The 22,737-nt window shown below is 62.4% G+C and carries 22 protein-coding genes; 15 read left to right on the top strand and 7 right to left on the bottom strand.

The genetic code is table 11. From position 1 onward, the window contains the following. Positions 1 to 12 precede the first annotated feature (12 nt). The 5 genes from M0639_RS21860 to M0639_RS21840 all read left to right on the top strand — a co-directional run bounded on the left by M0639_RS21860 (position 13) and on the right by M0639_RS21840 (position 5,280). Positions 13 to 1,296, top strand: coding sequence for an ABC transporter substrate-binding protein (locus tag M0639_RS21860; protein WP_003939841.1), 1,284 nt, complete (start codon positions 13 to 15; stop codon positions 1,294 to 1,296). Between the two features lie 13 nt (positions 1,297 to 1,309). Next, complete coding sequence (locus M0639_RS21855) at positions 1,310 to 3,031, top strand: class I adenylate-forming enzyme family protein (RefSeq protein ID WP_030534908.1); 1,722 nt, start codon at positions 1,310 to 1,312, stop codon at positions 3,029 to 3,031. Beyond that, on the top strand, positions 3,028 to 3,429 hold the full coding sequence (locus tag M0639_RS21850; protein ID WP_021345212.1) for a nuclear transport factor 2 family protein: 402 nt from the start codon (positions 3,028 to 3,030) through the stop codon (positions 3,427 to 3,429). Before M0639_RS21855 ends, M0639_RS21850 begins: the two co-directional genes overlap by 4 nt. Beyond that, positions 3,410 to 4,414, top strand: coding sequence for an LLM class F420-dependent oxidoreductase (locus M0639_RS21845; protein ID WP_228232790.1), 1,005 nt, complete (start codon positions 3,410 to 3,412; stop codon positions 4,412 to 4,414). The genes M0639_RS21850 and M0639_RS21845 overlap by 20 nt, the downstream gene beginning before the upstream one ends. A gap of 65 nt (positions 4,415 to 4,479) precedes the next feature. Next, complete coding sequence (locus M0639_RS21840) at positions 4,480 to 5,280, top strand: crotonase/enoyl-CoA hydratase family protein (RefSeq protein WP_042451070.1); 801 nt, start codon at positions 4,480 to 4,482, stop codon at positions 5,278 to 5,280. 46 nt (positions 5,281 to 5,326) lie between these two features. On the opposite strand, the gene M0639_RS21835 is transcribed toward M0639_RS21840, so the two are convergent. Both M0639_RS21835 and M0639_RS21830 read right to left on the bottom strand, forming a co-directional pair. Then, positions 5,327 to 6,628, bottom strand: coding sequence for an MFS transporter (locus tag M0639_RS21835; protein WP_007727683.1), 1,302 nt, complete (start codon positions 6,626 to 6,628; stop codon positions 5,327 to 5,329). Between the two features lie 267 nt (positions 6,629 to 6,895). Beyond that, positions 6,896 to 8,083 (bottom strand): ROK family transcriptional regulator, encoded by a 1,188-nt coding sequence (locus M0639_RS21830; RefSeq protein ID WP_003946405.1) that lies wholly within the window; start codon positions 8,081 to 8,083, stop codon positions 6,896 to 6,898. Positions 8,084 to 8,277: 194 nt separating this feature from the next. Here M0639_RS21830 and M0639_RS21825 point away from each other — a divergent pair, with 194 nt between their 5' ends. The 3 genes from M0639_RS21825 to xylB all read left to right on the top strand — a co-directional run bounded on the left by M0639_RS21825 (position 8,278) and on the right by xylB (position 10,317). Continuing rightward, the gene (locus tag M0639_RS21825; RefSeq protein WP_030534904.1) at positions 8,278 to 8,508 is read left to right on the top strand and encodes a DUF3263 domain-containing protein; all 231 of its coding nucleotides are present in this window, start codon (positions 8,278 to 8,280) and stop codon (positions 8,506 to 8,508) included. A gap of 69 nt (positions 8,509 to 8,577) precedes the next feature. Then, entirely contained in the window at positions 8,578 to 8,895 is a 318-nt protein-coding gene (locus M0639_RS21820; protein ID WP_003946343.1) for a WhiB family transcriptional regulator, read from the top strand. Positions 8,896 to 8,919: 24 nt separating this feature from the next. Next, complete coding sequence (gene xylB / locus M0639_RS21815) at positions 8,920 to 10,317, top strand: xylulokinase (RefSeq protein WP_047272588.1); 1,398 nt, start codon at positions 8,920 to 8,922, stop codon at positions 10,315 to 10,317. Positions 10,318 to 10,324: 7 nt separating this feature from the next. On the opposite strand, the gene M0639_RS21810 is transcribed toward xylB, so the two are convergent. Further along, positions 10,325 to 11,041 carry an HAD family hydrolase gene (locus tag M0639_RS21810; protein ID WP_047272587.1) on the bottom strand — a complete coding sequence of 239 codons (717 nt, stop codon included), beginning with the start codon at positions 11,039 to 11,041 and terminating at the stop codon, positions 10,325 to 10,327. Positions 11,042 to 11,183: 142 nt separating this feature from the next. Here M0639_RS21810 and cycA point away from each other — a divergent pair, with 142 nt between their 5' ends. From cycA to M0639_RS21775, 7 genes are all read left to right on the top strand, one after another. Beyond that, a complete protein-coding gene (cycA, locus tag M0639_RS21805) occupies positions 11,184 to 12,647 on the top strand; it encodes a D-serine/D-alanine/glycine transporter (protein ID WP_030534902.1) in 1,464 nt (487 codons plus the stop codon). 122 nt (positions 12,648 to 12,769) lie between these two features. Continuing rightward, a complete protein-coding gene (locus M0639_RS21800; RefSeq protein ID WP_003946431.1) occupies positions 12,770 to 13,540 on the top strand; it encodes a M23 family metallopeptidase in 771 nt (256 codons plus the stop codon). Positions 13,541 to 13,665: 125 nt separating this feature from the next. Next, positions 13,666 to 15,171 (top strand): glutamate-cysteine ligase family protein, encoded by a 1,506-nt coding sequence (locus M0639_RS21795; protein WP_064074014.1) that lies wholly within the window; start codon positions 13,666 to 13,668, stop codon positions 15,169 to 15,171. A 141-nt stretch (positions 15,172 to 15,312) separates the two neighbouring features. Continuing rightward, on the top strand, positions 15,313 to 16,206 hold the full coding sequence (locus M0639_RS21790; RefSeq protein WP_007727672.1) for a universal stress protein: 894 nt from the start codon (positions 15,313 to 15,315) through the stop codon (positions 16,204 to 16,206). Between the two features lie 176 nt (positions 16,207 to 16,382). Continuing rightward, on the top strand, positions 16,383 to 17,423 hold the full coding sequence (locus tag M0639_RS21785; protein ID WP_007727670.1) for an LLM class F420-dependent oxidoreductase: 1,041 nt from the start codon (positions 16,383 to 16,385) through the stop codon (positions 17,421 to 17,423). Between the two features lie 358 nt (positions 17,424 to 17,781). After that, positions 17,782 to 18,675: a universal stress protein gene (locus M0639_RS21780; protein WP_003946389.1), complete on the top strand. Its 894-nt coding sequence runs from the start codon at positions 17,782 to 17,784 to the stop codon at positions 18,673 to 18,675. Positions 18,676 to 18,751: 76 nt separating this feature from the next. Further along, complete coding sequence (locus M0639_RS21775; protein ID WP_003946380.1) at positions 18,752 to 19,390, top strand: response regulator; 639 nt, start codon at positions 18,752 to 18,754, stop codon at positions 19,388 to 19,390. Between the two features lie 3 nt (positions 19,391 to 19,393). On the opposite strand, the gene M0639_RS21770 is transcribed toward M0639_RS21775, so the two are convergent. From M0639_RS21770 to M0639_RS21755, 4 genes are all read right to left on the bottom strand, one after another. After that, the gene (locus tag M0639_RS21770; RefSeq protein WP_042921348.1) at positions 19,394 to 21,085 is read right to left on the bottom strand and encodes a sensor histidine kinase; all 1,692 of its coding nucleotides are present in this window, start codon (positions 21,083 to 21,085) and stop codon (positions 19,394 to 19,396) included. A 27-nt stretch (positions 21,086 to 21,112) separates the two neighbouring features. Continuing rightward, positions 21,113 to 21,808, bottom strand: coding sequence for a hypothetical protein (locus M0639_RS21765; protein ID WP_064074015.1), 696 nt, complete (start codon positions 21,806 to 21,808; stop codon positions 21,113 to 21,115). A 19-nt stretch (positions 21,809 to 21,827) separates the two neighbouring features. Continuing rightward, on the bottom strand, positions 21,828 to 22,160 hold the full coding sequence (locus tag M0639_RS21760) for a cupin domain-containing protein (protein WP_003946336.1): 333 nt from the start codon (positions 22,158 to 22,160) through the stop codon (positions 21,828 to 21,830). 84 nt (positions 22,161 to 22,244) lie between these two features. After that, positions 22,245 to 22,736 carry a dihydrofolate reductase gene (locus M0639_RS21755; protein WP_047272583.1) on the bottom strand — a complete coding sequence of 164 codons (492 nt, stop codon included), beginning with the start codon at positions 22,734 to 22,736 and terminating at the stop codon, positions 22,245 to 22,247. Position 22,737 lies beyond the last annotated feature (1 nt).

Here is a 22,737-nt window from a genome sequence, read left to right as displayed (position 1 = left end):
GAACTGGACGATATGAAAAGGCAGACCACGATTCCCGCAGTCATCGCCGCTGCGGCACTACTCCTTTCGGCCTGCGGAGGTAACTCCGACGCAGAGAGCAACACGTCGACCTCGGCCGGAGCAGTATCGGTCGACGACTGCAGCGATCCCAGTGGTGCCGCGGCGCCGATCACCGACAAACTCACGGTGGGGTGGAGTGGGCCGACGTCCGGCCCGCTCGCCGACGCGGTCGGCAACGTGATCGAAGGAATGCGAGCACGGTTCGAGGTCGAGAACGCGGCCGGCGGCGTCGGCGGCGTCAAGCTCGACGTCGTGGTCAAGGACGATGCCTTCTCCCCGGAGCGCGCCAAAGCCAATGTCGGAGAGTTCATTCAGAAGGACAAGGTCGACGTTCTGGGCACGTTCGGAGCAGGCCAGTTGAACGCCATCGCGGACGACCAGACCACTGCCTGTGTTCCACTGCTCTTCGCGCAGGCAGGCATGCCCGAGTTCCGGGTGATCGAAGACTTTCCGTGGACCACGGAGTATCTACCGGATCCGGGCGTCGAGATGGAGGTAGTGGTCGAAAGCCTGAAGAAGAAGTATCCGAGCGGCGCCAAGGTTGCCTTGGCCACGAACCAGACCGAGTCCGGACAAGGGATCGCCAACGGCTTCAAGTCCGCGATCGAAGGAACGAACTTCGAGATCGCAGCCGAAGAGGCGCTGACCGACCCCAAGACGGCGGCATCGACCCTCAAAGCCAGTGGCGCCGAGGTATTGGTGGTGGCCGGTGTCACCACCGATTGCCTCGCGATCACCCAGGCGATCGGACGTGTCGGATGGAAGCCCGACACCGTGATTCAACCGTCGAACTGCGTCGACGGTGCGACGCTGTATGCGCCCGCCGGTGATGCTGCCGACGGGCAGCAGGTGATGGTGTGGCTCAAGGATCCCAACAACGCCCTCTACAAGGACGACGCGGCGGTACGTGACTACCTGGCCGGTGCGGCTGCTCACGGTGCCGATTCCCCGACCAACAGCTACACCGTGAATGGCTGGGCCATCGGTGACCTGTTGGTGGACAACTTCACTCGGGCCTCTGAGTCATCCGACGGACTCTCACGCGCCAGCATCATGAGTGCCGCACGAACGCAGGACTACCACCCGCCGATGTTCATCGACGGAATCAAATTCACGATGACCGCGGACCATGCATTGGGAATCCTGGCATTCCAGCCGTTCGAGTGGAACGCCGCTACCCAGGCGTTCGAGAAGCAAGGCGACGTGATCGACATTTCCGGCCGTTACGAGAACTGAAACGAGTACGCGAATGAACAAGGCACACAGGGGATTGCATCCTCGCGTCAAGGTGGACGAATACACCTCGAAAGGATGGTGGTCCGACGAGACGATCGATCAGGTGTTCCGGGCGCAGGTGCGGGTACGCGGTGACGAACTTGCCGTGGTTGATCCGGCGAACCGGAGCGAGTTGTCCGGCGGAGATCCGCGACGCCTCAGTTGGAACCAACTGGAGAGCGAAGTCATCGCGCTCGCTGCCGGCTTCTCCGAGGTGGGTTTGGGCCGGGGAGATGTTCTGGGCGTGCAGATGCCCAATACCGTCGAATTGGTCGAGGTCTACCTTGCAGCGTGGTCTCTGGGGATCGTGGTCTCGCCATTGCCCATGCAGTACCGCGAACGTGAAGTGGAAGGAATGGCAAACCAGGCGGCGTTTGCAGCATTTGTCACCGTACCCAGTTTTGGTGACAGACTCCCTGCTACGGAGATCGCTGCAATCAGATCCCGGATTCCCTCTCTGAGATCGGTGTTCGCCTACGCTCCCGCATCCGAGCTTCCGGCCCAGTTGCCCGCCGGTGTCGTGGGGCTGAGTCCTCGGGCGGCCACCGAAACACAGCGCAGTGAATTGGATGTACGAATCACCGAAGATCCCAACGACCCCAACGATGCGATGACGATCTGTTGGACCTCCGGGACCGAAAGCGAACCGAAGGGGGTCCCACGTTCGCACTACGAGTGGCTGGCCATCTGCTGGGCCACGATCGACGCTCCCGACATCGGAGTCGGCGACGTCTTGTTGAACCCGTTCCCGATGGTCAACATGGCCGGAATCAACGGAATGTTCCTGCCGTGGCTCCGCACGGGATGTGTACTGGTACAGCATCACCCGTTCGACCTTCGAGTATTCCTCGGGCAGATCGAGGCCGAGCGCGTGACGTACACGGTAGCGCCGCCTGCGCTGTTGTGGATGCTGCTCGCCGACGAGTCGATGCTCGCGGCGGTCGACCTGTCGAGCTTGACTCGGATCGGTTCGGGTTCGGTGCCACTGCAACCTCCGATGGTGCGGGGATGGCAGGAGCGATATGGAATCGGAGTCATCAACTTCTTCGGGTCCAACGAAGGCATCAGTCTGCTCTCCTCGCCTGCGGACATGCCGGATCCGGACGACCGCGCACGGTACTTCCCTCGTTTCGGTGTCGAGAACTTCCGCTGGAGCACCAGAATCTCGGACTGGATGGACGTTCGCTTGGTCGACGTGGTCACCGGCGAGGACATCACGGAAGTCGGGCACCCGGGTGAGTTGCGAATCAGCGGACCGACGGTCTTTGCCGGCTATCTCGGCGATCGGCCGTCTCCGTTCGACGAGCGCGGATTCCTCTGCACCGGAGACATCTTCGAGATTGCCGGGGATCACGGGCAGTTTCTCCGCTACCTGGACCGGGGGAAGGACCTCGTGATCCGCGGCGGAATGAACATCGCCCCAGCCGAACTGGAGGGATTGATCGCCGAGCATCCGGCCGTTGCGGATGTGGCCGTCATCGGCGACCCCGACGAAGTACTCGGTGAGCGCGTCGCAGCAGTGGTGACACTTCGACCCGAGACGGAACTCGAACTCGATGCTCTGGTTGCGTTCCTGAAGGACAAGCGCATCGCGTCGTACAAACTTCCCGAGCGGCTGGAGATTCGGAAAGAACTGCCGCGCAATTCGACCGGAAAGATCCTCAAGCGTGAGCTTCGACAGAAGAGTGTGGCATGAGTGTGATGAACGACAGTGACAAGCTTGCGTTGGCGCGTGAGATGTTCCAGGCGTGGGACGTCATGGACTGGACACGCGTCGTCGACTTGTTCGCCGAGGACGGTGTGCTCCACAGCGTCATGCAGGAACCTCTTGTCGGCAAGGAGGCCGTTGCGGGCCGAATTGCGTTACTGGCAAGCAAGTGTGAACGGATCACACTGAAGATCGAGTCTCTCGGCGTGATCGACGGAAGGGTATTTGTGCAGCGAGTGGACGACTTCCACTTCGACGGTACCCATGGCGTCGTTCCTGTTGTCGGAATCCTCAGCATGGCAGACGGACGGATCACCGAGTGGCTCGAGTACTACGACCGTCCGACACTGTTGGAGGGAATGGGTCTTGTCTCCGACTTCGAGTAGAGGTTTGCCGACCATCGACATCTCCCTGGGGTTGTGGCAGGACCGTCCGCCGCGGGAGGTGACCACTACCGCGCGCCTCGCCGACAAACTGGGGTTCGGCCGAGTGTGGGTGGGGGAGATGGCGACGTACGACGCCTTTGCGCTGGCGACGTCGGTCGGCGTCGGCTTCGAGTACTCCGAACTGGTGGTCGGCCCACTCGCGGTGACGGTTCGTGATCCGGCGATGATCGCGATCGGGGCGGCGTCGGTGGCCGATCTCACCGGGCGCCACGTGTCGATCGCCTTGGGTACGTCCAGCACTGTCGTGGTCGAAAAATGGCATGGACGAAGCAGGTCCGGGGCAGCTCGGGCGCTCGCGGAGTCCGCCCGCGGTGTACGAGCGCTGATGGACGGTGAACGGGGCGAAGTCGCCGGAACGGTGATGCGGACCAGCGGATATCGGCTGCGACTTCAGCCGCCAGGTGGGCGGCTGATCGTTGCGGCATTCGGGGACAAGGCGCTTCGGGCCGCGGTGGAGTTGGGCGACGAACTGGTGCTCAATCTGGTCAGCCCGGAGCAAGCGGGGCGCCTGATCACACGGTGCAAGGAAATCGCTGCCGAGTTGGAAACCGGCATGCCTTTCGTGTCGGTGTGGGCACCGGCTGCCGTCGCCGAGAATGGACCGTCACAGGTGTCGATCGATCAACTTCGACGCGGGCTCGTACCGTATCTGGCTGCTCCGGGGTACTCGGACATGTTCGTCCGCGCGGGCTTCGCTGATGTGATCGAGGCAGCCAGGGCCGGGGCCGCGCCGCGCGAGCTCTTGAGCCAGGTCTCGGACGCGATGGTGGCAACGGTGGGAATCGTCGGGACTCCGGCCGATGCCCGCGAGCAACTCGAGGCGTACCGAGCGGCGGGTGTGGACTCCGTCGTGGCCGTGCCTTCATCCACTGATTCGGATCCTGCCGGCAAAGTGACCATGGAACTTCTTGCGGAGATGGCATGACGGACCCCCGACGAACTTACTCTCAGGTAAGTTCGTCGGGGGTATGTCTAACCGAAGGAGTTGCCGTGAGTGATCGCGTTCGTGTCGAGGTAGTGCAGTCGGTGGCGTACGTGACGCTCAGCCGACCGGAGAAACTCAACGGTCTCGATCTGGACATGCTCGACGCCCTGGTGGACGCCGCTCGAACTATCGAAGCCGATCGTTCGATCCGGGGCGTGATTCTTCAAGGCGCGGGTGACGCGTTCTCGGCCGGGTTGGACTTCGCCTCTGCGGGTAAGCAACCGAGGCGCATGGCGAAGGCCTTCGCGAAATTTCCCGGTCAGAAGACCAACCTCTTTCAACGCGCGTGCTGGGTGTGGCGCGAATTGCCCGTGCCGGTCATCGCGGTCGTTCACGGGCACTGCTTCGGTGGGGGACTGCAATTGGCGCTCGCCGCAGACTTTCGATTCACCACCCCCGATTGCACGTTCTCGGTGATGGAGGCGAAGTGGGGATTGATCCCCGACATGACCGGAACGGTCACGATGCGCGAACTCGCGGCAATGGACGTCGTGAAACGCCTCGCCATGACTGCTGAACTGTTCGACGGAAATCAGGCTCTCGAGTGGGGGTTCGTGAGCGGAGTCAGCGACAATCCGATCAAGCCGGCACAGGAACTGCTGTCGCAGATCGCGGTTCGCTCGCCGGACGCCGTCGCAGCGACGAAGACGTTGCTGCACAAGACCTGGAACCGCTCGCCTCGCGGCGCGTTCTGGATCGAATCGCGGATCCAACTGGCGCTGATGCGAGGCAAGAACCACAAGATCGTGCGTACAGCGAATGCTGCGAAGAAGTTGCCGGAGTTCGCCTTTCGAAAGTTCGGCTGACAAACTCCGGCATCGCGACGCCGTTGGGCGTCCACATTCAGGTCGATCACACCATCAGGTCTCGTCCTGATCGATCCTTGATGAGCATCGTGGCGACGAACGAGACCGCCGCCAGCAGGGCGAGGTAGATCGAGATGGCAAGGGTGCCACCGGTCTTGCCGAGGAGCCACTGTGCGACGGTGGGAGCAAAGGCGCCGCCGAAGATGGTGCCTACCGCGTAGGAGATCGACGCACCGCTGTAACGGATCGAAGCCGGGAACAGTTCGGCGAACAACGCGGGTTGAGGTCCGTACGACAGCCCGAGTCCGACCGAGAACAGGATCATCGCCACGTAGATCCAGCCGAGATTCCCGGTGTCGATGAGGAGGAAGAACGGCACCGCGAAGAGGACCATTGCGAGGTTGCCCACGTTCATCACCGTGGTGCGGCCGCGTCGATCCGACCAGTAGGCGCCGATCATGGTGAAAACGCCCCACGTGACGGCACTTGCGAGCGTGGCAATCAGTAGTTCGGTCTTACCCAGGCCATAGGTCTTGGTTGCGTACGCGACGATGAATCCGCCGATCACCATGTAGCCGTTGCCGTTTGTGCCGATGAAGGACAGCGCCGCGAGTACGACCTGCTTCGGGTGTTTCTTGAACAGAGTTCGGATAGGCGTGTTGCTCTCGGTGCGGCGTTCCTTGAGTTCGGCGAATACGGGTGACTCGCTGACCTTGCTTCGAATGTAGAAGCCGACGCCGATCAACACGACGCTGAGCAGGAACGGCACTCGCCATCCCCAGGTGGTGAACTGTTCGTCCGTGAGGGTGAACGTGCACAGTGCCAAAACGCCGGTGGCGAGCAACATTCCGAGCGGTACTCCCATCTGTACGAACGCTCCGAAGAATCCTCGACGCTTGGTGGGTGCGTGTTCGACGGCAAGAAGAGCGGCCCCGCCCCATTCGCCGCCCGTCGAGAATCCTTGGACGACGCGAAGCAGGATCAACAGGATCGGTGCCCAGATTCCGATCGAGGCATACGTCGGCAGCACGCCGATGAGAACCGTCGCGGCACCCATCATCGCCAACGTCGCGACCAGGACACGTTTGCGGCCGAGCCTGTCGCCGAGATAGCCGGCCACGATGGCACCGAGAGGACGGAAGACAAAGCTGATGCCGACCGTGACGTAGGAGACGATCTGGCCGGCCGAGCCCATCGGCTTGAAGAACAGGTCGGCAAAGATCAGGGCTGCAGCTTGGGCGTAGATGAAGAAGTCGTACCACTCGACGGTGGTGCCGACCATCGACGCCATCGCGGCGCGGTCGTATTCCTTCGCGGCGGGCTTGGTGCCAGTTCTGGTTGTGGTCATCGAGCTACTTTCTGCCAGTCACGTGGTTCACCGACACGGTGAAACTGCGAAGTCGGAACAGGGGAGAAACGCTGTTCGATCTGCGACGTTGCCGGTGTGCTCGGTGCATGCTTTTGGCTGACTCGGAGCGTTCCTGCGCGATCTCATCGTCGATATCGGCAACCGAATGATCGGTAGGTAATGAATTATGCAGAAGTGTGAGCGTCAACACAAGCGATGCCGGAAAAGTCTGATTGTTTGATGCGGAGCGTGCGAGAAGTCAGCGACTCACGTGTGGAGTGACGCCGCGATCCGCAGATCGATTTCCCTGGCGCTGAGCAGATGGTCGAGGACGAGAACCGCACAACCGAGGATGCCGGATTGTGCGCCGTGGCTGACCGAAGCGATCTGAAGCTTTCGGGTGGCAAGCGCCGTTGCGTTGCCGTAGACGGACTCCCGAAGCCCGGCGAGGAAGAGTTCGTCCGCCTCGGCCATGTCGCCGCCGATGATCAGGACCTCGGGATTGAGGAGATTGACCGCGCCGGAAATGACGTCGCCGATCAGTCGGCCGCTGCTTCTGATGAGCCGGCGGGCTTCGCTGTCGCCGTCCAGGGCGAGGCGGACGACATCACGCACGTGACCGACGCTTCGGCCCTGATCTCGGAGGGCATGCACGAGAGCCCAACCGCTGGCGACAGTTTCGACGCAGCCGACGTCGCCGCAGCGACACTTCATGCCCCGCGCTGCAGCGGTTTTGGTATGCCCGATCTCGCCGGACGCTCCGAGTGAACCGCGTTGGAGGACTCCGCCCATGACGATTCCTGCGCCGAGGCCGGTTGACGCCTTGATCATCAGGAGGTTGGGCGCACTCTCGCGTCGCTCGCTCAATTCGGCCAGAGCCATCACGTTGGCATCGTTGTCCGCGAACAGCGGAGCCGTGGTCACCGATGCCAGATAGGGGGCAAGCGCGACTCCGTCCCATCCCGCCATCATCGGAGAGTCGAGGCTTGCTCCCGCGGCGACGTCGACCGTTCCGGGAATGCTCAGTCCGATTCCGATGACCTCGGTAGACGCGCGGTGGACCTGGGCCAGTAGTGACGAAAGATGCTCGGCAATTTCGGGCATCAGTTCGTCGGGGCCGACCCCGACCGACTTGTCGATGTCTTCTGCCGCGAGGATCGTGCCCGCCAGGTCGGTGACGGCAAGTTGTGCCCGCGATCGACCGATTGCCACGACGAGAACCACGCCGGACGAGTTCGCGAAGGTGAGAGTGGACGGCGGCCGGCCGCCCGTCGACGGGCCCTCGTCGTCATCGGCGATCAAACCAAGCGATTGAAGTGCTGCAACCCTGGCCGATACCGCCGTCCTGGACAGGCCGGTGAGCTTCCCGATCTCGCTGCGCGTGGTCGCGGAACCGCTGCGTATCAGCGTGAATACCTCTCCCGCGGTAGCCGGAGTCGTGGACGGTCGGGTCATTGTCCTATTCAAGCATTCCTCGTCGGTAACTTCAGCGTGCGAAAGTTCGCATACTTTGTCCACAAAAAGACGTAAGTAGGTCTTGTGAAAAAGCAGAAGTAGGCATAGTCTGTGTCTTGACTCACTGCCACGGGCGTCCGAGGAGACGAGTCGCAGTTTCTGTGAAGCAGGGCGCACAAACAGGGGAGAACCTGATGAGCCGCACGGATACACAAGAGATCGTCGAGTTCGCACGTAAGTGGCAGCAGTTCGACGGTGGACCTGACGAAGAGATCTTTGTAACCTTCGGCCTCGCCCCGGACGAGTATTTCCGCAGGCTGCAGGCAATTCTCGACGACGGCGTCGTAGCGCTGACTCCGCCGGTCACCGGCGAACTCGCAACGGTCTGTGCACATCGACTCGGCCAATCGGTCAGGCGTCGATAAGTCCGACCCGGCGTCAGCCCAGAGTCACCCGAATCCGTGTCACCCGAGTAAGGAATTGAGGTCGCCATCATGCACAAGCACCTTCCGATGCCGTACCCGACCGCCGAAGTGTGGGACTGGCAGCTGCAGGGAGCGTGCCGCGGGCACGATTCCGCGGTGTACTTCCATCCGGACGGCGAGCGTGGACACGCCCGCGAGAACCGTGAACGCAACGCCAAGAAGGTCTGCGCGACGTGCCCTGTACTCCAGCAGTGCCGCGAACACGCACTCTCCGTCCACGAGCCGTACGGCATCTGGGGTGGAATGACGGAGACCGAGCGCGCAGAATATGTGCGATCGCTGCGTAAGCGCAGCAACCGGATGCCCGCGGTCGCCAACGCGAGCTGACGGTCCTTCGGAAAGGACGCCAGTGTGACCCTCGTAGCCGGTATCGATTCGTCTACCCAGTCGTGCAAAGTCATTGTCCGTGATGCCGATTCGGGAGAGCTGGTACGAGAAGGGCGGGCGGCGCACCCCGTCGGTACCGAGATAGATCCGGCATGCTGGCTCGAGGCGATGGACAGTGCAATCGCCGCGGCGGGTGGGCTCGGCGACGTCGCAGCCGTATCGGTCGGAGCTCAACAGCACGGCATGGTGTGTCTGGACAGTGGCGGCGAGGTTGTCAGACCGGCGTTGCTGTGGAACGACACTCGGTCGGCGAAGGCTGCGACCGATCTGGTCGAAGAGTTCGGCGGACCCAAGGCGTGGGCCGACGCAGTTGGTGTAGTTCCGGTCGCCGCGGTCACGGCAAGCAAGCTTCGATGGCTGGCAGATCACGAACCCGGCAATGCCGATCGCACTGCCGCGGTGTGTCTTCCGCATGACTGGTTGTCCTGGAAGTTGGGTGGGTCCGGCTCGATCGAGGAGCTTGTTACCGACGCGGGCGACGCCAGTGGAACCGGCTATTATGCTGCCTCGACGCGCGAATATCGTAAAGATTTGCTGGCGTTGGCATTTCGCGGTCGAACCCCGCATGTTCCCCGAGTTGCATCGCCGAACGAAAAGATCGGAAGTACACGTTCCGGAGGTATTGTCGGGCCTGGCACCGGTGACAATGCCGCAGCCGCACTGGGTTTGGGAGCAGTTCCCGGTGACGTGATCATCTCGATCGGAACATCCGGCGTCGTCTCGGCTGTATCGGCCACCCCCACGCACGATCCCGGCGGGAACGTGGCAGGATTCGCGGACGCAACCGGCCTGCACTTGCCGCTGGTGTGCACTCTCAACGGCGCGCGCATTCTTGATGCGACGGCGTCCATTCTCGGTGTCGATCACGCCGAACTGTCGCGGTTGGCGTCGACGGCGCCCCTCGGAAACGACGGGCTGGTCATGATTCCGTACTTCGAGGGTGAACGGACGCCCAACCGCCCTGACGCCACGGGGGCCATGCACGGATTCCGGCTGCAGAACTCGACGCCTGCGCACTTTGCACGAGCCGCAATCGAAGGGCTCCTGTGCGGCTTGGCCGACGGCGTCGACGACCTGGTTCGTCAAGGCGTCGAGGTGAAGCGAGTTCTCCTCGTGGGAGGCGGAGCGAAGTCGCGCGCTCTCTGTGAGATCGCGCCGGCAATTCTCGGAGTGCCGGTCGTGATCCCTGCTCCGGGTGAGTACGTCGCCGAAGGGGCATGCAGGCAAGCAGCATGGGCACTGTCCGGGGACACGCAGCCGCCGGTGTGGCCGAAACCGGAAGAGCGACGATTCGACGCCGAACCAGCTCCCCACGTGCGCGAGCGCTACGCGTCGTTGCGCGAACTCACCGAAGGTGTCTGAGCGCTCCCTACAGAAGCCCGAACTTCCGCACTGCGTCGAGTAGCGCGTGCGGGCGTTCGGTCGTCGGCAGGGGATCGACGAGTGCGAACTGGCAACCGACGTCACGGGCAGCGCCGTCGGCGATGTCGCTGTCACCGACCATCAGAGTCTGCGCCGCATCCACATCGAGTTGTGCGAGGGCGTACTCGAAGATCGCCGGTTCAGGCTTGACTGCACCCACCTCGAACGAGAGAACGAACTCGTCGACCCAGACGTCCCAGCCGCGGTCGGCGAACGCCGGACGGATGTCGAAGGCGATGTTGCTCAAGACGGCAGTGCGTATGCCCTTCTCCGACAGTGACTTCAGGACCTCGCCGGTATCCGGGTACGGCGACCACTGATCCGGATCGACCAGCAGGGCGTAGAAAGCTTCGGCCCGAACCGGATCGGGCACCCCGGACTTACTCAACACGTCGAGGTAAGCCTGACGATGCAACTTCGGATCCCGGTCGCGGTTCTCCCACGCGTAGATCTCCGCTTCGTCCATCTCCACGGTTCTGCCCACCGGCGCGGTCATCCGACGCATCAGCTCGGCTTGAGCGTGCACGTCGAGCGGATCGCCTTGGTGATCGACGAGGTGCTCGGTCCAATCGTCGCTCTCCTCCAAACGGAAGAGGGTTCCGGAGAAATCGAACAGCGTCGCGGCGATATGTCCGTCTTGATGGGCCGTGCTGTCAGTGTTCACCTCGACAGGTTATCGGCGTCCGCTTTCCGATGCGTGATGTGAGCCAGTGCACGCGTACTTTGAGAGAGCACATTTTCCGAGGTTCCCCCGACGGGCACGATTTCGATGCCCCGGATGAACCGAACGACGAGGGGGATCCTCCGTGTCCGACCACGCGAATACACCAGACCTGACGAAGCCGTCCGGCGAAGACCCCCACCTCTCACGTCAGCTGTCCAACCGGCATATCCAGCTGATCGCCATCGGTGGTGCCATCGGCACCGGACTGTTCATGGGATCGGGCAAGACGATCTCGCTCGCCGGGCCTTCCGTGATCTTCGTGTACATGATCATCGGATTCATGCTCTTCTTCGTCATGCGGGCGATGGGGGAGCTGCTGCTCTCGAACATGGCGTACAAGTCGTTCTCCGACTTCGCCGCGGATCTGCTGGGCCCCTGGGCGGGATTCTTCACCGGCTGGACCTACTGGTTCTGCTGGATCGTCACCGGCATCGCGGACGTCATCGCGATTTCCGGGTACTTCAAGTACTGGTGGCCAGGGCTCGCGGCGTGGATTCCTGCTTTGCTGACGATCGCGGCGCTGCTGCTCCTCAATCTCCCGACCGTTCGCGCCTTCGGTGAAACCGAGTTCTGGTTCGCGCTGATCAAGATCATCGCCATCGTCAGCCTGATCGTCGTCGGCATCGTCATGGTCGTCTCCGGGTTCACGGCGCCGAACGGTGCCACCTCCGGTATCGACAACCTCTGGAACGACGGCGGGATGTTCCCGACCGGATTCATGGGCTTCGTCGCCGGCTTCCAGATCGCCGTGTTCGCCTTCGTGGGTATCGAGCTCGTCGGCACGACGGCAGCCGAGGCGAAAGACCCGGAGAAGAATCTGCCGAAGGCCATCAACTCCATCCCCATTCGTGTCCTGCTGTTCTACGTCGTTGCACTGACCGTGATCATCGCGGTGACTCCGTGGCGTGAAATCAGCGCAGACAAGAGTCCGTTCGTCGCCATGTTCACACTCGCCGGCCTCGGCATCGCTGCTTCTGTCATCAACTTCGTCGTGCTGACCTCCGCTGCATCTTCGGCCAACTCGGGTATCTACTCCACCTCGCGCATGGTGTTCGGCCTTGCGCAGGAGGGCGACGCACCGAGGGCCCTCGGCAAGCTGAACTCACGCAAGGTCCCCGCGAACGCCCTGATGTTCTCGTGCATCTTCCTGCTGGCGTCGTTGATCCTGCTGTTCTCGGGCGATTCCGTGATCGAGGCCTTCACCGTCGTCACGACCATTTCGGCGCTGCTGTTCATGTTCGTGTGGACGATCATCCTGGCGAGCTACATGGTGTACCGGAAGCGTCGTCCGCACCTGCACGAGGCGTCGAAGTTCAAGATGCCCGGCGGCATCGTGATGTGCTGGGTCGTGCTCGCGTTCTTCGTCTTCATCCTCTGGGCACTGACAACCAAGGACGACACCCTGCAGGCACTTCTCGTCACGCCGATCTGGTTCGTGGTTCTGGGCATCGCGTGGGCGATCATCCGGCGTCGACCCGCTCACCGGGCACGATACGACGCATTCAAGTCAGAACTGGACGCCAGCCGACAGAACGGCGAGAAATAATTTTGGTCAAGATCGGGTAACGGTGGCGGCCGCCTTGATCAAACTGTTACATTCTTCGGCAGACAGAGGAGCGGGCTTCATCAGAAGGACGCTGCACGCCGACGACTGACGGAGTACACACTGTGGGAAACCACCACCGCACGGGCAATGACGATGTTGTCTTCGAGATCGATCCCGAGGCAGCAAGCGGCCGCCACCGCACCCCGTCGGCTGGCCCTGGTGCCGGTGTCAAGGCAGGTGTCGTAGCTGCGGCTACCGGTGCACTCCTCGTCGGTGCAGGCCAGATGGGCGCAGGAACCGCTGCTGCGGCGCCGGCAACACAGACCATCGCCGGCATCGAAATCCCGCAGGGTCTGCTCCCCGAGGGCGTTGTCGTTCCGGCTGAATTGGCGGCACTTCCGGCTCTCGACATCCCCGAGCTTCCCGATTTTGCTGCCGACCTCAACACGCAGGCACAGCAGTTCCTCGCTGGGATCAACCCCGGCACCTCAGCTCGTACCGTGCAGCCGGTGTCCGGAACGCTGACCTCCACCTTCGGTTCGCGCTGGGGAGCACACCACGGTGGCCTCGACATCGCGGCTCCGATCGGTACGCCGATTCTGGCTGCAGCCGACGGCCAGGTCATCGACGCCGGCCCGGCGTCAGGTTTCGGCCTCTGGGTCCGCGTCCAGCACGACGACGGCACGGTCACCACGTACGGCCACGTCAACGACTACCAGGTCAACGTCGGCCAGCGCGTCAACGCCGGCCAGCAGATCGCCACCGTGGGTAACCGTGGCCAGTCCACCGGCCCGCACCTGCACTTCGAGGTTGCCGAGAACGGCGCAAAGGTCGATCCCGCAGCGTGGCTGCAGGCTCGCGGCGTAGCTGTCACCTGGGTCGACAACTCGTAGAAGAAACTTTCGGAGAACTGCGGTGGCGCCGGGAAATTCTTCCCGGTGCCACCGCAGTTCTCGTTTGTCGGTGACACCGGACGGATAGCCTTCAGTGACGTTGATCGTCGAAGGGGGAATGCGCAATGGGTGCAGAGGTCACGGCGCGAGAATTCACCAGAGCCGACCGTAGGCTCTTTCGTAAGAAGGTGCGCTCGTGCGTCGACGCCATGAAGCAGATGCTCGACGGTGGTGACTTCCGAGACGCCGTCGACAAGCCCGCTCCGCTGTTGGGCATGGAGATCGAGTTCAACCTCGTGACCGGCGAGATGACGCCCGCGATGTCCAACCGTGAAGTGCTCGAATCCATCGACGACTCTGCGGTTTTCCAAACCGAGCTCGGACAGTTCAACGTCGAGATGAACGTCGAGCCCGGCCCACTCACCGGTGATGCGACTTTCGAATTGGAGAAGAAACTGCGGGCGTCCCTCGACGTCGCAGACGCGCGAATCCACGCGCACGACGCCGAGATGGTGATGATCGGGATGCTGCCGACCCTGCAGCTCGAGCATCTCGATCGTGAGTGGATCACCGCCAACCAGCGCTACGAATTGCTCAACGAGCAAATTTTTGCCGCGCGAGGAGAGGACATCGAACTCGACGTCGAAGGTGTCGCGCTACCCGGTGGCGACGTGGAAATCCTTCGGGCCGACACCAATTCGGTGGTGCCGGAGGCGGCTTGTACGTCCATGCAGTTGCACCTGCGCGTCGCGCCGGAAGAATTCGCAGCGCACTGGAATGCCGCGCAGTGTCTGGCCGGAGTACAGGTGGCGCTTGCGGCCAATTCTCCTTTCCTGGCAGGGAAGGCGCTTTGGCACGAATCACGCATTCCGATCTTCGAACAGGCAACGGACACCCGAACTTTCGAGCTCAAGAACCAAGGTGTGCGACCGCGAGTGTGGTTCGGTGAGCGGTGGATCCATTCGGTTCTCGACCTGTTCGAGGAGAATTCACGGTACTTCCCGGCGCTGCTCCCTGATGTCTCGGACACCGATCCACTGGAAGTGCTCGCGGCGGGCGGGGTTCCGGAGTTGAGCGAGCTTCAGATGCACAACGGCACGGTCTATCGCTGGAATCGGCCTGTCTACGACTGCTCGGATGGCAAGCCGCACTTGCGTATCGAGAATCGGGTGCTGCCGGCCGGGCCGACCGTCGTCGACATCATGGCCAATGCGGCCTTCTACTACGGAACCGTTCGCGCATTGGTGAACGCGGAGCGGCCACTGTGGTCGCACCTGTCGTTCCATGCGGCCGAAGAGAACCTGCACATCGGCGCCAAGTACGGACTCGACGCCACCCTGTACTGGCCGGAGATCGGTTGGGTCGGTGCCGACGAGTTGGTCCTGCGAAGGCTGCTGCCGTTGGCGGACGAGGGTTTGGCCGACTTCGGATTGTCCGCCGCGGCCCGCGATCGGTACCTCGGCGTGATCGAAGGGCGGTGCATGAATCGGCAGACCGGTGCCGCCTGGCAACGCGAGCAAGTGGCGCACGCGGAGGCCTCGGGCGCGGACCGCTCGACTGCGCTCACCGGAATGCTCCGCGGTTACGTGGAGAACATGCGGACGGGAGATCCTGTTCACACCTGGTCCTGATTGCTCTGCTAATTCTCCTATCCGTCAACAGTTTCGGGGACCTAAGTCCCCGAAATGAAGAGGGGGCGACCCCAAAAAAGCCGGACAAGTGGGATGGTTAGAGTGAAAGTGGCTCGGTTACTTCTTCAGGAAGGTGGGCACATGAGTTCACGCGAACATAACAGTGTTGTTGTCGGAGTCGAGGGTTCGGACACTGCGTCCACAGCGCTCCGCGAGGCCGCGAAAATCGCCGCCCAGCGCGAATTGCGACTCGACATCATCCACGCTCTCGACTTCGCGCCTTACGGTTTCGGCGGACCGTACGTCGACGCGGGTGGGGTGTACGAATGGGTCGAAGAGGCCGGAAAAGCGATCTTGGCGGAGGCGGAACAGTTCGCCCGTGAGATCGATCCGAAACTCGAAGTTCACACCGAAATCGCCATCGGCAGCGCAACTCAGTGGCTGATCGAGAGTTCGGCACAAGCCAGGCGGGTAGTCGTCGGAGCGTCGGCGTCGGGCAAGGCGGCGACAGCAGTCCTCGGCAATACCGCGGTCGGTGTGGCCAGTCACGGCAAGTGTCCGGTCATCGTCGTTCGGGACCGCGATGGTGCGGTGCCCTCGGAAGGACCCGTAGTGGTCGGCGTCGACGGCAGCGCGTTGAGCGCCCAGGCCGTCGGTGCGGCTTTCGAGGAAGCGTCGTTCCGCGGAGTCGAGTTGGTGGCGTTGCACGTGTGGAGTGACCTCGGCAGTGCGGCATTCGAAGACCCGAGGGCCGCTGCGCTTGCCCCGCAGTCTCTCGAAGAGGAAGAGCACGCGGTACTCAGCGAGAGCTTGGCCGGATGGTCCGAGCAATACCCGGACGTGAAGGTCCGGCGCGAGGTATACCTCGACAACCCACGCGGACGGCTGTTGGACTGGTCGGCAAAAGCGCAGCTCGTAGTAGTCGGAAGCCGTGGTCGCGGTGGATTCCGCGGCATGTTGCTCGGCTCGACCAGCAACACCCTGATCGCTTCGGCCAAGTGCCCCGTCATGGTGGTTCGCCCCGAAGAATCCTGACCCTCGACAGGCTCTCCCACTACCCCGTTCATTTCGGTCATCGAATATGAACGGGGTAGTCACATGAATGCGGACTCAGGTTCCGTAGTGTTCGATGTGAGTAAGTGTTCGATGGGAGTACCACTGCTCGTGTGCGCATCGCACACGGCAGCAATCGTCAGGATTGGGGTTACAACGTGCGTATCGGTATGGGTTTGAACTACAGCGGCGGGTTCGCCGAAACCGTCGAAGAGGTCGGTGACCTGGAGAAGGCGGGCCTCGACATCGCCTTCGTCCCGGAGGCGTATTCCTTCGACGCCGTCAGCCAGCTCGGTTACCTGGCGGCCAAGACGTCGACCATCGAACTCGCTTCCGGAATCTTTCAGATCTACACCCGTACCCCTTCGTTGACCGCCATGACGGCGGCGGGCCTGGACTTCGTCTCCAACGGTCGCTTCGTGATGGGACTGGGCGCTTCCGGACCGCAGGTGATCGAGGGGTTCCACGGCGTCAAGTACGACGCTCCGCTGGGACGCACACGTGAGGTCGTCGAGATCTGCCGTCAGGTATGGCGCCGCGAGAAGGTCGAGTACCAGGGCAAGTACTACCAGGTTCCCCTCCCCGCCGAGAAGGGCACCGGACTCGGAAAGCCGCTCAAGCTGATCAATCATCCTGTGCGTGAGCGCATCCCGATCCTGATCGCTTCGCTCGGACCCAAGAACGTCGAGCTGACGGCGGAAATCGCCGAAGGCTGGGAACCTATCTTCTTCCATCCGGAGAAGGCAGCAAGCGTGTGGGGTGAGCCGATCGCCAAGGGCAAGGCCAAGCGCGATCCGAGCCTCGGTGAGCTTCAGGTGTACGCGTCGCCGGCACTGGCCATCGGTGACGACGTCGACCACATGCTCGACTGGGTACGCCCGAGCCTTGCGCTCTACATCGGTGGCATGGGCGCCAAGGGCAAGAACTTCTACAACGATCTCGCGGTGCGCTACGGCTACGAAGAGGCCGCCGAGAAGATCCAGGATCTCTACCTCGCGGGCAAGAAGGACGAAGCCGCAGCAGCAGTGCCGGACGAACTGGTTCGCGCAGTGTCGTTGATCGGTCCCGAGAGCTACGTCAAGGAACGCGTCGCAGCCTTCGCCGAAGCCGGTGTCACGACGCTCAACGTCACGCCGTTGGCGGCCGACCGCAACGGCCGAGTGCAGCTGATCGAGAAGTTCCGCAAGATTTGTGACTGACCCTGCTGTGCGCCTTTATTAACCGCCGGCGGTTAATAAAGGCGCACAGCAGAGCAGGTGGTTCAGGATCTCCTGCGTACGAAACCCGATTTTGGGCGCTTGTTGACAGGACTTTTTTCACTTCTGACCGGTCGGGTTCTTCACCTAACGTGGATCGAGTAGCCAGGGTTTGCGTGCGAATCCGGCACCGGTGGCCTCGTTGACGCCCGAAAGGGATGTTGGCGGGGCCGTTGCCGCAGTCCACCCGAACACCCAATGTCCGATTTGGGACTCGCGTCGGCTGATGAATCCTTTTTGCCGTCATTGGGCAATAGTGTGAGGGCGAAGAGATTCTGTGGTCGATTGTGGAGGGACGAACATGAGTGCAACCAAACCCGTCGTCGTAGCGGTAGACGGTTCGGAATCGGCGTCGTCGGCTGTCGTCTGGGCGGCGAGGACCGCGGTGGCGCTCGGTCGACCGCTCCACATCGCGACGGTGGTGCACATCCCAGCCTTCTACTACTCCGAGCCTTACCTCGCCGAGAGCTTCAAGGACGAACTGCGGCGCACTGCCACCGCTCGTCTGGACAGCGCACAGATCCTCGCGCGGCAAAGCATCGACGACGACCTCGAGATCGTCACCGAACTACTCGACGGCAGCGTCTCCGATCGCCTGATCGAATTGTCCAAGGGCGCGTACATCATTGCGCTCGGCCCTCGCGGGCACGGCGAATTCACCGGATTGGTCGTCGGTTCTGCGACGGTCTCGGTTGTCTCGCACGGCGAATCTCCGGTTGCAGTTGTCCGAGGACGGACGCTCGACGGTCGACCGCCGACCGAGGGCCCCGTCGTCGTCGGTGTCGATGGATCCGAAAGCAGCATCGAGGCAGTCGAGCACGCTTTCGAGCAGGCCTCCGCGCGGGGCGCCACCTTGATTGCCGTCAACGTGTGGAGCGACGTGAGTGTGCAGCCCTCGTTGGGCGCCACCCCCGACGACCCACTGTGGAGCAGCATCCAGACGGGTGAGGAAGTTGTCCTCGCCGAGCAATTGGCCGGATTCACCGAGCGTTACCCGGACGTCGTCGTCGAAAGAGTCGTCGCGCGTGACCGTCCGGTCCGAGTCCTGAGCGAATACGCGGAGACGGCGCAGTTGATAGTCGTCGGCAGTCGCGGGCGCGGCGGATTCGCAGGAATGCTCCTCGGATCGACCAGTCGGGCGCTCCTGCACACCGCGGATTGCCCGGTTCTCATCGTCCGGCACGTCAACAAGTGAAGAGAATGCATTCCATGAGTTCTGAGTCCACCGTCTCCGGTACCGTTCGACGTGAGATGTCTTTTGGAGGGGTTCGATGACAACGCGGATATTCCTGGTCGACGATCACGAGATCGTCAGACGCGGATTGTTCGACCTACTCGGTGGGGTCGAGGACTTCGTGGTGGTGGGCGAGGCGGCGTCCGTGGGGGAAGCGCTGGCTGCGGTACCGCAGAGCAACGCCGACGTCGCTGTTCTGGACGTACGCCTGCCTGACGGCAACGGCGTCGAACTGTGCCGAGAACTCCGCTCGATGCTTCCCGACCTCCGCTGCCTGATGCTCACGTCGTACGCCGACGACGAGGCGTTGCTCGACGCGATCATGGCGGGCGCCTCGGGATTCGTCCTTAAGCAGATTCTCGGAACCGACTTGGTCGCTGCAGTCCGCACAGTCGGGCGCGGCGGTTCACTGCTCGACAGTCGTGCAACCGAGGCGCTGATGCAGCGGATCCGCAGCGACCGTACAGCAGATCCGTTGGCCGAACTTTCCGATCAGGAGCGAGCAGTCTTCGACCTCATCGGAGAAGGGCTCACCAACCGGGAGATCGGCGCGCGATTGTTCCTCGCAGAGAAGACGGTCAAGAACTACGTGACGCGTCTGCTCTCGAAGCTGGGCATGCAGCGTCGTACTCAGGCTGCGGTGCTGGCGACCGAAATCCGTAGCGGCAGTCGCTAGGATCTAACGACCGGATTTCGGTCGATTCGAGTTGGTGCGACCGAGCGGTACTCGCCAGAGCAGGCGTGCACCGCTCGGATCGTGATTGACGATCGTGCACGTACCGCCGCAATGTTCGGCGCGGCGCTCCAGATTGTGCAGTCCACTCTTGTGGAAGTCGGAGGGGAGTCCGACGCCGTCGTCCTCGATCGTGATCGCAAATTCGACGTCCGCGGTGACAGCGATGGTGATGTGGCGTGCGTGTGCATGCCGAAGGACGTTGCTCAACCCCTCACGCAGCACGGCTTCGGCGTGCTGGTGGATCCCGGGATTCACCAGAGTGTCGATGGCGCCGGAGAATTGGACGCTCGGGGTCACAGCGGACTGTGCGGTGGCGTCGCCGATGACATCGAGGAGGCGCCGGCGCAGGCTCGACGAATCGGTGGCTGTGGGAGTCTGCAGATCGAAGATGGTTGTCCGAATCTCGCGGACTGTCTTGTCGAGCTGTTCGAGAGATCGTTTGACAATCGCGCGCGCCGACTCCGGGAGGGTCTCGTCCGGAAGCGTGCTCTGCAGGCTCATTCCGCTCGCGAACAGTCGCTGGATGACGTTGTCGTGCAGGTCTCGTGCGATGCGGTCGCGGTCGGCGAGAACGGACAACAGGCGTTGCGCCTTTTGTTTCTCGTCGAACTCGATTGCAACGGAGCCGAGTTCGGCCATCGACTCGATCCGGGTCAGTTCGTCGTGATCCCAGTGTGTGTTGGTGGAATTCGACGCCACGATGACCGCGCCGACTACACCCGAGGCGACGCACATCGGTGCCACGACCGCACTCCCAGCCGACGGCACCAGTTCGGTGAGTGCGCCTAAAGTGGTGAGTACCTGTAGCTTTCGAGTGCTCCGCACCACGTCGAACGGATAAGTGGTCGCCGGGATTCTGACTCCACGTGACGTGGTCCGGGCGCTGGCCGCGGCGTGAACCTGTGCGTAGCCGTTCTCGCAGATCACCACGATCACGTCGTCGACGCCGGTCAGGTCCCGAACGCGACTGGCAAGAAGTTGCAGGCCGTCCTCGAGCGAGTCACCGGCCAGCAACCGCGAGCGGATGGCAGATGTTGCGGTGAGCCATCTTTCACGAGTTCGTGACTGCTCGAACAGTCGGGCGTTTTCCACAGCGATACCGGCTGCGATGGCGAGGGCTTCGAGAATGACCTCGTCTTCCTGGGTGAACTCGGCCTGTCCCCGTTTCTCGGTCAGGTAGATGCTTCCGAACACCTTTCCCCGCATCATGATCGGCGCTCCGAGGAAGCTCTCCATCGGTGGATGATTTGCGGGGAATCCCACCGATTCGGGATGGTCGCCGAGATGGGCCACACGCAAAGTCTGCGGGTGATTCATCAGAACACCCAGCACGCCATGACCTTCGGGGAAATGTCCCATGGTCGCGCGTTGGGACCCGGAGATTCCCTCGTACACGAATTCCGAGAGCCCGCCCCCCGGCGCCGCGACCCCCAGGGCGCCGTAGCGGCAATCCAGAACCGTTGTCGCAGAGGTGATGATCCGTTGAAGCGTCAGGTCGAGGTCCAGGCCGGAGCCGACCACCAGGACCGCCTCGAGCAGGCGGTGGAGTGTCGGTATGTCGGCATTGGAATCGCCCAGGCGGTCGAGCAACTCGCCGAACGTACGTGCCGGACTGTGACCCGAAGCTTCGACCATGGTCGAAGCATATCGCCTCACCGAACGTCAGCTCTCCTGGCGGCGACCTTCCCACCACGACGACCAGTGATGCTTGATCTCGTCGAACTCGTCATCGCTCAGGTCGTAGGTGGTCAGCAGGATGGACATGCCTCCGTCGGGCCGCTGCGCCGTCACCGACTGGGTGGCGACAGACAGCAGGCCAGGGCCGAGATCCTCGACTGTCAACCCGAATTGGTGGTCGGTGACGTAGTCGACGACGCCTTCGAAATAGTCGCCGGGAGCGATTGTCACCGCGTACCGACTTCCCGCTTCCAATTCGATTTCGGTGAACCCGAGGACGCTTGCCACGTTCTCACCGGGGAGCAGAAGGCCGTCGAGATAAATGGTTTTACGCTCGGCCAGTCCGTGGTGCTCCACTGCGAATCGGAGCAGCTGGAGGAATGTCGTCCAGCCCTCGGTGATGTCGTCGTACCAGTCGTCGTCGGCAGATTTGGCCGGCCGATCGATGCGGACGACCGTCTTGCCGTCCTGTTCGCGAAGTGAGAAACGGTCACCGTTTCCGAGTTTCAGCGTCAACGCTTCGGGGTCGGCCTCAGCGGTGGAGTAGATCTGGTTGATTTCGTCGTCGAGTCCGTCGTACTCCCAGCCGAACCAACGTCGAATCAGCGACGGGTCGCGCAGCGCGGGCCAGAGTACGGACGGGGCTGCGACGACGGACACTTCGATCACGGTTTCGCTCACGCGGAAGACGCTACCGATTTCAGCCCTTCATGGCGACGGTCAGTAGAAATGCAACGTCTTCGAGCGCTTCGACGCTGTGCCGGTCGGCCGGGACGGTCAGGAAATCACCCGTGGATCCTTTCCACTGGTCGCTCCCACATACAAGATTCAGCTTCCCGCTCAGGACCAACAATGTGGCTTCGCCCGGACTGTCGTGTTCGGCGAGGCTCTTGCCGGCGCTCAGCGCGATCACCGTCTGTCGCAGGCTGCGCTGGTGGCCACCGTAGACGGTTTGTGAACTGCGACCGCTGGTCGCCGAGCCCGCCAGTTTCAACTGTTGGCGAGCGAGAGCGGTCAGTGACTTCTTGTCCATCGAAGACCTCTCGGAAGCGGTGAATGTCCTTCTTGGAGTATGACCGACTCACTCGCGAGGTGCCTCGTTATCGGCGGAAGTCGGTCAGCGCGTGTACTCCAACCAGCGGAAGCGCAGGCCGCTCTTCTCCGAGGTCTGCCAGGGCTCGTCGGATTTCAGGTTCCATTCGGGGCCGATCTCGGGAGCAAAAGCATCACCGGCGATGTCGAGGTCGATCTCGGTCACCAGTAGATGCGTTGCGAATGGCAGTGCAGCCGAATAAATTTGCCCGCCGCCGACGACGAAGACGTCACCGTCCGGCAACGCCAGGGCGTCGTCCAGCCTGTGGACTACCTCGGCGCCTTCGGCGTGCCATTGCGGATCGCGTGTGACGACGATGTTCCGACGCCCGCTGAACGGACGGAACTTCGATGGAATGGAGTCCCAGGTGCGCCGCCCCATGATTACCGGATGGCCCATGGTGACGCGTTTGAAGTAAGCCATGTCCTCGGACACGCGCCACGGGATCGAGTTGTCGGCGCCGATGACGCCGCCGTGGGCCTGCGCCCAGATGAGGGTGACTGTGCGATCGGTCATC

This window comes from Rhodococcus qingshengii JCM 15477, from assembly GCF_023221595.1.
Classification (GTDB): Bacteria; Actinomycetota; Actinomycetes; order Mycobacteriales; family Mycobacteriaceae; genus Rhodococcus_F; species Rhodococcus_F qingshengii.
The sequence above is the reverse complement of the archived record's forward strand: the minus strand, read 5'-3'. Positions and strand labels throughout refer to the sequence as shown.

What these genes read in the sequence shown, in the direction of transcription:
- M0639_RS21795 (WP_064074014.1), top strand. Translation starts at nt 13,666, where the DNA reads ATGGGTGCAGAGGTCACGGCGCGAGAATTCACCAGAGCCGACCGTAGG.
- M0639_RS21820 (WP_003946343.1), top strand. Translation starts at nt 8,578, where the DNA reads ATGCACAAGCACCTTCCGATGCCGTACCCGACCGCCGAAGTGTGGGAC.
- M0639_RS21855 (WP_030534908.1), top strand. Translation starts at nt 1,310, where the DNA reads ATGAACAAGGCACACAGGGGATTGCATCCTCGCGTCAAGGTGGACGAA.
- M0639_RS21850 (WP_021345212.1), top strand. Translation starts at nt 3,028, where the DNA reads ATGAGTGTGATGAACGACAGTGACAAGCTTGCGTTGGCGCGTGAGATG.
- M0639_RS21760 (WP_003946336.1), bottom strand. Translation starts at nt 22,160, where the DNA reads ATGGACAAGAAGTCACTGACCGCTCTCGCTCGCCAACAGTTGAAACTG.
- M0639_RS21755 (WP_047272583.1), bottom strand. Translation starts at nt 22,736, where the DNA reads ATGACCGATCGCACAGTCACCCTCATCTGGGCGCAGGCCCACGGCGGC.
- M0639_RS21860 (WP_003939841.1), top strand. Translation starts at nt 13, where the DNA reads ATGAAAAGGCAGACCACGATTCCCGCAGTCATCGCCGCTGCGGCACTA.
- M0639_RS21825 (WP_030534904.1), top strand. Translation starts at nt 8,278, where the DNA reads ATGAGCCGCACGGATACACAAGAGATCGTCGAGTTCGCACGTAAGTGG.
- M0639_RS21775 (WP_003946380.1), top strand. Translation starts at nt 18,752, where the DNA reads ATGACAACGCGGATATTCCTGGTCGACGATCACGAGATCGTCAGACGC.
- M0639_RS21780 (WP_003946389.1), top strand. Translation starts at nt 17,782, where the DNA reads ATGAGTGCAACCAAACCCGTCGTCGTAGCGGTAGACGGTTCGGAATCG.
- M0639_RS21835 (WP_007727683.1), bottom strand. Translation starts at nt 6,628, where the DNA reads ATGACCACAACCAGAACTGGCACCAAGCCCGCCGCGAAGGAATACGAC.
- M0639_RS21790 (WP_007727672.1), top strand. Translation starts at nt 15,313, where the DNA reads ATGAGTTCACGCGAACATAACAGTGTTGTTGTCGGAGTCGAGGGTTCG.
- M0639_RS21770 (WP_042921348.1), bottom strand. Translation starts at nt 21,085, where the DNA reads ATGGTCGAAGCTTCGGGTCACAGTCCGGCACGTACGTTCGGCGAGTTG.
- M0639_RS21830 (WP_003946405.1), bottom strand. Translation starts at nt 8,083, where the DNA reads ATGACCCGACCGTCCACGACTCCGGCTACCGCGGGAGAGGTATTCACG.